Source organism: Hymenobacter crusticola (assembly GCF_002154225.1).
In the GTDB taxonomy this organism is placed as follows: Bacteria; Bacteroidota; Bacteroidia; order Cytophagales; family Hymenobacteraceae; genus Hymenobacter; species Hymenobacter crusticola.
In genome coordinates, this window is record NZ_MTSE01000053.1 from 1 (window position 1) to 10,399 (window position 10,399).

General features: G+C 53.2%; 8 protein-coding genes. 5 read left to right on the plus strand and 3 right to left on the minus strand.

The window, feature by feature from the left end:
* From BXP70_RS30130 to BXP70_RS28000, 4 genes are all read left to right on the plus strand, one after another.
* Positions 1-191 (plus strand): hypothetical protein (locus tag BXP70_RS30130; RefSeq protein ID WP_179197885.1); only part of this gene is annotated, 191 nt, incomplete at its 5' end.
* Positions 192-221: 30 nt separating this feature from the next.
* Positions 222-956 carry a hypothetical protein gene (locus BXP70_RS27990; RefSeq protein WP_086597428.1) on the plus strand — a complete coding sequence of 245 codons (735 nt, stop codon included), beginning with the start codon at positions 222-224 and terminating at the stop codon, positions 954-956.
* 468 nt (positions 957-1,424) lie between these two features.
* Positions 1,425-1,886 (plus strand): hypothetical protein, encoded by a 462-nt coding sequence (locus BXP70_RS27995; RefSeq protein ID WP_143436753.1) that lies wholly within the window; start codon positions 1,425-1,427, stop codon positions 1,884-1,886.
* A 264-nt stretch (positions 1,887-2,150) separates the two neighbouring features.
* Positions 2,151-3,140 (plus strand): IS110 family RNA-guided transposase, encoded by a 990-nt coding sequence (locus BXP70_RS28000; RefSeq protein ID WP_086597430.1) that lies wholly within the window; start codon positions 2,151-2,153, stop codon positions 3,138-3,140.
* A gap of 228 nt (positions 3,141-3,368) precedes the next feature.
* On the opposite strand, the gene BXP70_RS28005 is transcribed toward BXP70_RS28000, so the two are convergent.
* The 3 genes from BXP70_RS28005 to BXP70_RS28015 form a co-directional block, all read right to left on the minus strand.
* The gene (locus BXP70_RS28005; protein ID WP_086597431.1) at positions 3,369-4,061 is read right to left on the minus strand and encodes a hypothetical protein; all 693 of its coding nucleotides are present in this window, start codon (positions 4,059-4,061) and stop codon (positions 3,369-3,371) included.
* Between the two features lie 280 nt (positions 4,062-4,341).
* Positions 4,342-6,123 (minus strand): T9SS type A sorting domain-containing protein, encoded by a 1,782-nt coding sequence (locus BXP70_RS28010; RefSeq protein ID WP_143436754.1) that lies wholly within the window; start codon positions 6,121-6,123, stop codon positions 4,342-4,344.
* 87 nt (positions 6,124-6,210) lie between these two features.
* Positions 6,211-9,390 (minus strand): T9SS type A sorting domain-containing protein, encoded by a 3,180-nt coding sequence (locus BXP70_RS28015; RefSeq protein WP_086597433.1) that lies wholly within the window; start codon positions 9,388-9,390, stop codon positions 6,211-6,213.
* Between the two features lie 573 nt (positions 9,391-9,963).
* Here BXP70_RS28015 and BXP70_RS28020 point away from each other — a divergent pair.
* On the plus strand, positions 9,964-10,399 hold a 436-nt coding region (locus BXP70_RS28020), incomplete at its 3' end, for a DUF2625 family protein (protein ID WP_218779891.1).

Below are 10,399 nucleotides of genomic sequence, written 5' to 3' on the forward strand. Positions count from 1 at the left end.
CCCAGGGAAACGCGGCACTTGCCGCCGAGGACGATCGCCCGTTCCATCCGCGCTCCTTGGTTTTCAATGCCTACAGCCGCCATAACCCGTACTATATCTACTACCGTCTGGACCAGCAGAAGCAGAAACAGCTGGATCAATTTAGCCTGTTTCCTATGCTACCGGCGATTAGCTACGAGCGCAGTTTTTAGCCCCTTTTTAATCTTTCTTATTGGCTTTCGATGACGTGCTTTTATCACTCTTTTCTGCTAACCAGTAGTGGGCTGGGCTTCGCCGTGGGCTGCCACGCGCAACAGGGGGCTCTACTCGATAAGCCGGTTGCGCTTCCCACCTACTGGGGTCTGCGGGCCGATGTGGGAGCTGCCTCTTTTAATGTGACGCCACTCAACACGTTTTTTGCGGCGACCACGCCGGCGCGGCTCCCATCCGCAGGAGCCAGCACCAGCCTACACTTGTTAGCCAGCAATGCCGTCTTTGGCTACGGTTCGCTCTATTACGAACATGCCGTCACTACGCCGGACCTGCTGGCCGCCACGCCGACGTTCTCGCTGGAGGCGCACACGGTAGGCTTCGCCTTACACAAGGTCTTGGTGGATAAACGCGTGAAAGTCGTGCTGCCCAGTCTGGGAGTCGGGTACCGGCTGTTGAATCTCACCTACAATCGCAATGGTGCGGCTATCACCTCCCTGGATAGCCTGTGGCAGCGGCCGGGTTCGTTTACGCTACGCGCCCGCACCATGGTTGCGCAGGGGGGCGCGGGGATTTACTATACGTTTCGCGACGTGTCCTGGCTGGGCCAGGGCGAACTGGACCTCGGGCTAGCTGGGGCCTACGCCTACACGTTTGACCGTGGTACTTGGTTCTTGCTCGGCACGCAGACCGCCGTTCCCGTCCCCCGGCAACGGCTGGATTATTATACGCTCAATCTATCCCTGAGCGTGCTGCTGAATCGCTGAAACAACGTACGGCAGGGACATTACCCCATGCGCAGGTGCGATTGGCTGATTGATAACCAAGTGCTTTTCGCGCCGCCGCGTTAACGCCGTGGTTCGCGGGTAAAGTGCGCCGTTACGCTTCCAGTGTTGATGACGGCTCAAAGAGCACCTCTTTCTCCCCGAATAGGGCAGTTGGGAGAGGAGAAGGAATTGCGGAGCTATCCCGCTGGCAAAGGACCGGTAGTGCTGCTCGATCTATGATCAATGGGGCTTGTCTACTAGCGCAACTGAGTGCCTAGTCTAAGTTGAGCGGCTTGGACACTTTATGGTAGTCCGTTTGGAAAATGTCCAAGCCGGTACAATACGTTTAAATAAGGATAACTTTCTCTCTAGACTAACGCTGAATATGTACTGTATAGGGAGGACCCTAGTACGACACACTTACCAGCAGGGTCTGCGATTTGATCATGTCGTCGCTACTTTTACGTTATGTGTTCTACAAAACTGTTAGGACTGTTCCTGCTACCGCTAGCCGCGTGCGCCGACACAGGTTACACGGCAACTAGACTACTTAATACCGCTGCTCCGCTAACGATCACGTTGGTTAGCACCGGCGATACCGCTGACCTAAGAATGTGGCAGCCCATCTACCGGGCCGACACGGCCTTTTATACGCCAGCAAGCCGCCAGATCACTTTTGTGTGCCACCTCGCGACAGGCGACAGCTTAGAAGTTGGACAAGGCGACGAAGGACCCTTCTGGCAGCGCAATCCGCCGCCGCTCTTCTGCGATAGCCTTCGGGTACGCCCGGCAACTGGTCCGTCCGTATGGCTAATGAAGGCTTCCATCCAGCAATTTGTTACGGGGACCTCGCAGGACAGGTATCGCTGCTGCGGAGAGTACTTACGCATTACCACCGTCTATAAAGTCGTATTTCCTCAAACACCGTAGGCAATTTAGTAACTACTACTCCGGTGAGGTCTGCTTATAACGTCCTATGTTTGAGCGGAAGCTTAAACTTGGGTGTTCGTTGCGACAGGAAGGAATAAGATTCATTATAACGGTGGGCGTCCGAGCCCGTGGAAAATGAAGCATCGCCTTCCTGTTCTACGGCCACTTTGGACAGTTCCGCTAGGCCCTGAGAGCCTGTAGTAGGATTGAAAAAGCACGCCTTGGAACGCACGAGAAAAGTACTTCACTTTTTCCCTTTGGTCTATGACTACCACACAAGCAGTTGTTGGAGTAGATGGTAGCAAAGCCACCTTAGCGGTGTGCCACCAGATGGGGGCGCACCTACAGCACCTGGAAGTGGCCAATACCCCAGCTGGGTTTCGGCAGCTGGTGCGTTGCGGCGGGGCGGCGAGCCTGTATGTACTGGAAGCTACTGGCCCCTACTACCTGGCGGTAGCCTACCACTTGGTCGCCGTTGGCGCGCAAGTGGCCGTACGTAATCCGCTCGTCGTGAAGCGCTTCATCCAGATGCATTTGGGCAAGGGCAAGTCCGACCGCAAGGATGCCCAGTGGCTCCTGCGTTATGGGCAGCAGCAAGCTGCCCCGCGCTGGCAACCCGAGGAAACGGTACTCGTCGAATGTCGCCAAGTGGAACAGGTAGTGGAGCTACTTATTCGACAGAAAACCATGGTGCATAACGCGTTGGAAGCCCTCCAGGCGCAGCCTGTCGTCAGTCTGGCGGCGCTGGAGCAACTGCGTCAGACGCTACTACACCTGGAAGAGCAAGTGCAGCAACTCGAAACCAAGCTGTTGACGACGATCGAAGCGCGCTACCCACCTGAAATGCAACTGCTCTGCTCCATTCCCGGCATCGGCCGCAAGACGGCGGCGTACTTACTGCTCTTCGCCGGCGGTTTCACCAGCTTCCCTAGCCACCGCCAGCTCATTGCCAAGGCCGGTCTGTGCCCGCGCGAGTTCCGCTCGGGCACGAGTGTGCGAGGCAAAGCGCGGATTAACAAGATGGGTGGCGCACTGATTCGCAGTAAGTTATTCAGGTGCAGCTGGTCCGCTCGTCGGGCAAACGGCGCGTGCCGAGCGCTCTACGACCGCCTGGTGGCCAAAGGCAAAAACGGCAAGCTGGCCCTGATTGCCGTCTGCAACAAGCTCCTCAAGCAGGCCTATGCCATCGTGACCTCAGGTGTACCCTATCAAGCTGATTTTACCAAAAAGGTGGTCGCACCACTTGCTTTTTAACACAGTTCATCTTCCTATAGAACGTGGCTGTTGCAGAACTCCCAGTAGTAAATCGGATGGCGAGTACCAACGAGTGAAACAGGCTAGAAAACCTGTTTATGGCAGCTATTCTACGTGAACAAGGGGTTAAACATAGCTTCTTTGGAATACAGATAGGGTTCTGCAACAGCCACGAACGATTGGAAAACGTTATCAGCTGTTGGAGCGCCTGAAATGCTCTGCTAGAGCTCATTGGCAGGACTGGTTAGGGTTTGTGCTATTTGGCTCTTGTTGCTTTCGTTGGTTTGCCGAAGCGCTTTTCTGATTAAGTCCCTGATAAAAAGTCCAAGGAGTTCCCGCGTCCGTTTTCCACGCCTGATCGACCTGCTCAAAGTAGGCATCTGCCAGGGCATAGCTGGCCTGGGCCAAGAAGAGTTCGTGTTGCACCTGTAATTCGGGCATGACCACGGGCCGCTTACCCAGCAAGAGCCGCGTAATGGCTCGCTTGATAACCGGAGGCGCAAACGGACCTGGCATCGCTTCAATGACGGCTACGCAGGCTAGCATGGCCTCGCCCGGATCTTGGCACTGCAGCAAGAACTGCACGAAGAAGGACAAGTAGGCGCTGCAATCATAGTGCTCACAGGCCCAGAAGTAAGGGGCATTGTCCGCGCTATTCTCGGGCTGCTTGGCGGCTCGGATCAGGACGGGCACGGCGCGTGGATCTTGGGCCAGGGCGAAGGCCTCGGCAATATAATGCTTGGTCTGGTGGCTACTGGCCTGCTGCAACAAGCGCGTTAGCCGTGGAAAGGGCTGCTGCCAGGCGTGTTGTACTTGCTGCAACTCTTCCCAGAGAACCATATCGTGGGCGGCTTTCGCTTGGCGCAGGGAGCGGCGCAGCAGCTGCAAAAAGACGGACTTCTTCGGGAGCTTAGGAGGCATACAAAAGAACGAAGCGTAGGCGAGTATTCCTTGCCAAAGTACTACAGATGCAAGTAGAAGGCAGCGGAATAAACTTGCTATTATTCCGAGGTCCGTCCGAGAACAAACATTACGTTAATGATCTTTTTCGAGGCATGCCGAACACACTTACAAGCGTTCTTCCTTGGAAATACTCAACTAAGACAGTTCTAAAATATGTTCGATTTGCATTTCAGCCTTTACTTTTTTACAAGAAGAACCTCACTAAGTTTTGGTAAGATGCGTTTCTAGCCTGTAAATCTTAGTGAATAGTAAGCCAGCGAACGATCTGCTTCGATCCTACCTGAACATGCAGGGCGTACAGGCCTACTGGTAAACCCGCCAAGTCTAGGATATGCCGCCGCTCGCCGATGCTAGGTGGAACGAAATAGCTGCGCAGCACTCGGCCTACGGCATCGCGCAACGTTAGTGTAGCAGATGAGGAGTTTTGTATGATAGGCATCACCACCGTCGCTTGCCCGGAGGCTGGATTGGGATAGAGTTCCACTCCCCACTGCCTCGCAGCTTGGCTGGTCGGCAGGACCATCGGTGACTGCATAGCCGAATCAGTGATATAGGCCACAATGCTCAGCCGATTGTAGGCAAGAGCACTTCCTGGTGCAGATCCGTTGATGACAAAAGGGCCAAAATAAGAAGTCGCCGCCGCAAACCCGGCAACGAAAACGTCTTGGCCACTCAGTACTAGGCCTGCTATTTGATCCTCGTAATTGCCCCCCGCCTGTAGCGCCCACGCAAAGCGGCCTATCGCACCCGATTCGGTAACCTTAGCTACAAATATATCTTCATTGCGGCTAATGAAATAGCCTGGTGGTAGAGTCGTCAACCGATTACTACCAAAGGAAACGGTGTCCCAAAAAGATCCCGCTAGATACACATCAGAGCCACTGACGGCAAGACCTTGAACTTGAATATTGCCGCTTGTTCCGCTAACTGGAAGCGCCCACTCACTCTTGCTTTGGTCGCCCATATCTATGCACTTCAGGACAAATGCATTTACAGTCGATCCGTCGGTGTTAACTAATTTTGGGAAGCCAAACACGAAGTAATTACCCCGATCAGTTCCCGCTACGTACACGCTGGTGCCGCTCACCGCAATTGCCTGAGCCTTGGCAGCCCCATATTGATATTCACTTTCACGCCGCCAGACGAAGCGGGCTGTGACACCGGCGTCCGTAAGTTTGGCAAAGTAAGAATGAGCGGAATTGCCACCCTGCGTTCCGACTACGTAGACGCTCGTGCCGTTCGCAGCTAGTGCCGTTATCTCATCGTCGGCCCACTCGCCACTGCGCTGCCGTGCACGTTTGGCCCAGTCAAAGTGGCTGGTGGCACCCTCATCGGTGAGTTTGGCCACAAAGGAGTCATAAAAGCCACGAGTATTGATGTTAGTTAAAGCAACAGTCCCAAAATGAGCAATGTCGGAGCGAAAAGCGCCCGCTACGTAGACGTTGGTTCCGCTCACAGCGAGAGCTGTAGGATAGTCTGATCGAGCATAAGGACTCGAACCTCTAAGGCCACTTACCTGATGATTCCACACAAACTGAGCTGTCGAGCCTCTGTCGAGCAGCTTGGCCACAAAGACCTCCCCTACACCACGTGTCACGGATGAGGTGCGAAAGGAGCCGATCCCTACCCCCGTCACGTATATACTTGTGCCACTCACAGCGATGGCTCTCGCTTCATCGTGTTCATAAAGAATACCGGACTGCACGGCCCACTCGAAGCGAGTAGTTGCTTTGTTCCATTTGGCTACGAACACATCCTGCTCGTAGTTCCCACTTGAGGTCGTCAAAATGGAATTACCTAGTGTTACGGTGCCTAGAAAATTGCCGGTTAGGTATATGTTGCCTTTCGCATCCGCCGTCGTGGCGGTGATCGTGATAGATCCTTTATTACGGTCTAATAATTCCTGTGCGCCTGACCAGGTAATTGTTTGTGCCCACATACGGGGGGCAGTAAGTAGCAGGAGCATGAACGATCCCAACAAGCAAGATAAACTGAACCGAAAATGTAATAATAGAGGCATAAATAAGTAAGGACTTGTGTTACTACCAACTGAGTGGCCAATCAAGAATGATTAAACTATTCTATAGTCTCTTATTAACTTTTGTTCTTATTCTATCACCAAGCGAGTAGCACGGTCAGCCGCACGTACTGTATACACGCCGGCTGGTAGGCCTGTGGGCAAGTGAGCGGCACCTAGAGAGTCAGCCATCGTAAGCACGACAATCCGACCCAGGGCGTCAAGTACCTGCACAGCTGCACCAGGTGTTGCGCCGTGCAACGTAGCCGACGAGCGCGTCGGATTGGGGAATACCTGTAGTCCGGTCGGCTTGGACGAGGGGATTGCTTGACGTGTCGCTAGCACGACATCATCCGTGAGTTGACCTAAAAAGTTGAGGTGGCCGCTGATAGTATTTAGTTCAAAGGGACCATAGCGGGCTTCATCAGTCACGCCGCCCGCTACGTACACACTGTTTTCCTGGACCGCCAAGCCATAGCCCACGGCATCAGCATCACCCCCAATGGCTGCCCACCCATTGCGGAAGCTGGTTCCTCCATCGACGTACTTGGCCACGAACAATCCATTTTTTTGTATTAAGGTAGTACCCGCAATTACGGGGTAGGAACTGTTAAAAGTGCCATCTGTTAAGTAGCCCGTCACATACACGTTGCTGCCACTTACTACCACACTCCTGCCCCCATCAGAGTGGGAACAACGCCCGCTCGTGGCCCAGCCATCGCGCACCATACTGCCTTCGTCGATGTATTTGGCTACGAATAGGTTAGGGTCAGGATATAACCATGAACCAGCAGCAACAGGTGCGGTAAGCAAAGTGCCTGCTACGCGTACATCATAGGTGTTCGTGATTTCGCCTGTCACGTATACATTCCGGCCATTAGCGGACACATCGTAACTGTAGTCATTGCGGCTCCCTCCTCCACTAACAGCCCACCCATTGCGCACGCTGCTCCCCTCATCGACGTACTTAGCTACGAACAGATCCGTGTACCCTGCTCCCACCAGCTCAGTGCCAGACAAGACAGCACTGGTGTTGCTGGTAAATTCGCCGGTGATGTACACATTCGTGCCACTCACCGTCACTGCATGACTATCATCCTTACGTGTACCGCCGCCGCTAATGGCCCATCCGTTCTGAACGCTGAGGCCGGTATCCGTGTACTTCGCCACGAACACATCCTGATTACCAGCTCCAGAGAGCGCTTGGCCGGCAATATAGGCGTTGTGACCACTGGCAAAATGACCGGTGACATACACGTTGCTGGCATTGACAGCAAGTCCCTGGCCCGCATCGTTGCCGCTCCCCCCTGCACTGATAGCCCAGCCATTGCCGATAGTGGTTCCATTATCGATGTACTTGACAACGAATACGTCACTGCTATCGACGGCCTGCACCCATGTGCCGGCAAAGTTGGCGCGGTTGGTGAAGCTGCCCGTGACATACACATTATTCCCCTCTAGCACTACCTTATACCCGATATCATTGGTAGAACCACCCGCTCGGCTCGCCCATACCCACGTGGCGGTCGGGGCATTCCATTTGGCCAGGAACATGTCGGACCCACCTACGCTGGTCAAACGGAAAGTGCCAAAACCTACTGTGCCCGTGAAGGAGCCCGTGACGAATACGTTGCCACTGGCATCAGCGGCCGTGCTAGTGCAACTGGAGATCCCTCCTTGCAACGGGCCCTCTACCTGTTGCCAGGTGCCAGTGCCGGCCTCCAAGCGTCCCAGTATCGCCGACTTGCGGGGAGCTAACAGTTCAGGTACCGTACCAAATCTGGCAACATCCGAGCCCGTTTGCCCTGCTACGTACACTTTTCCTGCACTCACGGCAATCGCATAACCCGCATCAGATTCATACCCGCCCGAAATGGGGGCACTCCCCCCACTAGTGACCCACCCATTGCGGAAGCTCATGCCCTTATCAATATACTGCACCACGAACAGGTCGTTATCGTCGTGCCCAACCAGGGTGGTGCCTGCAAATCGAGCCTTGTAGAAACTCGCGCCGGCAAAAGTACCGGTTACGTATACTTGCTCCCCGCTGACGGTAATACCAGAACCAATGTCGGATTGGTACCCCCCCCCGCTGGTGGCCCAGCCCTTGCTCACGCTAGTCCCCTCATCGACATACTTAGCCACGAACATGTCCTGAAAACCCTCTGAATCAAGCCAAGTGCCCGCGAAACTAGCCTGATCTTCAAACTGCCCTGTCACATAGACGTTATTACCACTCACGGCTATATCCGTGCTCCTATCAGTATCAGGACCGCCTTCGCTAATAGCCCACCCATTATTAAAGCCAGATCCCGTATCAGTGTACTTGGCGATAAATACGTCGAACGAATTTCCTGTTGCAGTGAGCCTCGTACCGGCCACGGTACATTGGTTAGTAAACCAGCCTGTCACATAGATGCGGTTGCCACTGACGGCTATGGCAGTGCTAAATACGCTACTAGTAACGCTACCCCCGCTGGCTGCCCCGGCACCACGTACACTCCGGCCAGTGTCGGTGTATTTAGCCACAAATAGATCTGCGGTACTGCCTATACCCACATTAGTCAGCACGGTCCCCGCAATGGTAACGTCAGGCAAACTAAAGGGATCCGTGACGAAAAAGCCTGTTACATACACTGTACTACCATTCACCGCCACTCCAGTTCCCTCATCATTGAGGACACCTCCTTCGCGAATAGCCCAGCCATTACTCACACTAGTGCCATTATCGATGTACTTGGCAAGGAATATATCCCGGTCGCCTGTACCAACTAGAGTGGTGCCAGCGTAACGAGTGTTACTACCTGTTAAAAAAGATCCGGTCACGTAGACGTTATTGCCACTGACTGCTATTCCGTTCACGATATCGTCGTCATCGCCACCGCCGCTGACAGCCCAGGCCCAATCTTGGGCTGCAACATCCCATTTGGCGACGAACACGTCATTTCCGTAGCGGCTCATCGGGTTTACACTTGTTAGGCGCGTAGTACCAAAAGTTATTATTCCTGTGAATGTGCCGGTCACGAACACATTGCCCTGAACATCAATGGCAGTTTTGTATGCAAGCGAAGTCCCTGGATTTTGACTGTCATAACGACTCCTGTCATTAGGCGGCTGGTAGCTGTTGCCATTCAGCGCTTGACGCCACGTTTGAGCCTGCACGGCTTTCAACGGGATAATCGATAAGAAGACTATGTACAGCAGACAGATCTGCCATAGAAGAAGGCAGCGCTGGTAGAAAGTGAATAGCGAAGAATAGCGAAAAGTCATCAATAAGTAGGGATCAATAGCCAGCGTGTTGTGCTTACTCACCTGAAAAATTATGCCATATACATTATATAATATTTTAATCAGCAGTGTTCTCATCTTAACCCTATTTTCAGGCCTGTAGTACTCAGCAGGGTAGGAATTTCAACTAGAACTTATTTTACGTTCAACAACTTCTGGTATATAGTAGATGCTTATCTGATTTCTCCACTTTGAGAATGAGTAACTACTTCACCAATTTCGGTGATTGTACAAAAAAGGAACACCACAGCATTTGTTAACAATCCTGTTCTTTTCTTGAATGGAGTTAAATCAGACAAAATCAAGAAAATAGTCATTTGTCTGTTTATCTTAATCCTGGAAAAGTTGCTTTACATAATCGTGCTTATGCAGGCAATCTGGGAAAAGTAATAAAAGGATAATTCAAGTGAATAGTCCTTGTTTTAGCATATTTTCCATGCTTGTGCTTTATTTTTAGGCCCATTTGGGGTAACGCCCTAACGTTTGTTGTCTACTTTCTATCTTATTGGCTATCCTACTGTGATACGACTGCTCTCCCCTCACCGCTATTTCTGGTTGGCTCTCTTCCTTTTGCTTAGTACCCGCTTAGTGGCCCAAGTGCCTTCCCCTCGACCCCTGGCCGACTTGATCAACGCGCAAGAACCCGGCTGGGACCTAGTGAGCGACTGGCTGCGCGCCGCCAAAAATCAGGTACAGGTCCTGCCCAAGACCCCTGCTCGGGCCGATAGTACCTTGCTGGCCGCGCAAGTCACCACCCGCTCCCCCATGGGCGCCATCATCTATGAGACGGGTGGTTTGCTGGTCGATGGGGGCTGGTTGCGCATTCTCGGCTCGGGCAGCCCGGCGTTGAATCGCACCTTGATGGGGTGGAACCAGGGCAAACCCGCAGGCTTGTTGCTGGTCGCTGATGATGTATTGGGCGGTTTTTATGCCCTCAATGGCGGGGCATTTGGGTCTGAATCGCTGGGCAAGATCTTCTACTTTGCCCCCG

Bases quoted from the DNA above. Each gene is read 5' to 3' on its own strand.
- BXP70_RS28000 (WP_086597430.1), top strand. From the start codon at position 2,151: ATGACTACCACACAAGCAGTTGTTGGAGTAGATGGTAGCAAAGCCACC.
- BXP70_RS28005 (WP_086597431.1), bottom strand. From the start codon at position 4,061: ATGCCTCCTAAGCTCCCGAAGAAGTCCGTCTTTTTGCAGCTGCTGCGC.
- BXP70_RS27995 (WP_143436753.1), top strand. From the start codon at position 1,425: ATGTGTTCTACAAAACTGTTAGGACTGTTCCTGCTACCGCTAGCCGCG.
- BXP70_RS28015 (WP_086597433.1), bottom strand. From the start codon at position 9,390: ATGACTTTTCGCTATTCTTCGCTATTCACTTTCTACCAGCGCTGCCTT.
- BXP70_RS27990 (WP_086597428.1), top strand. From the start codon at position 222: ATGACGTGCTTTTATCACTCTTTTCTGCTAACCAGTAGTGGGCTGGGC.
- BXP70_RS28010 (WP_143436754.1), bottom strand. From the start codon at position 6,123: ATGCCTCTATTATTACATTTTCGGTTCAGTTTATCTTGCTTGTTGGGA.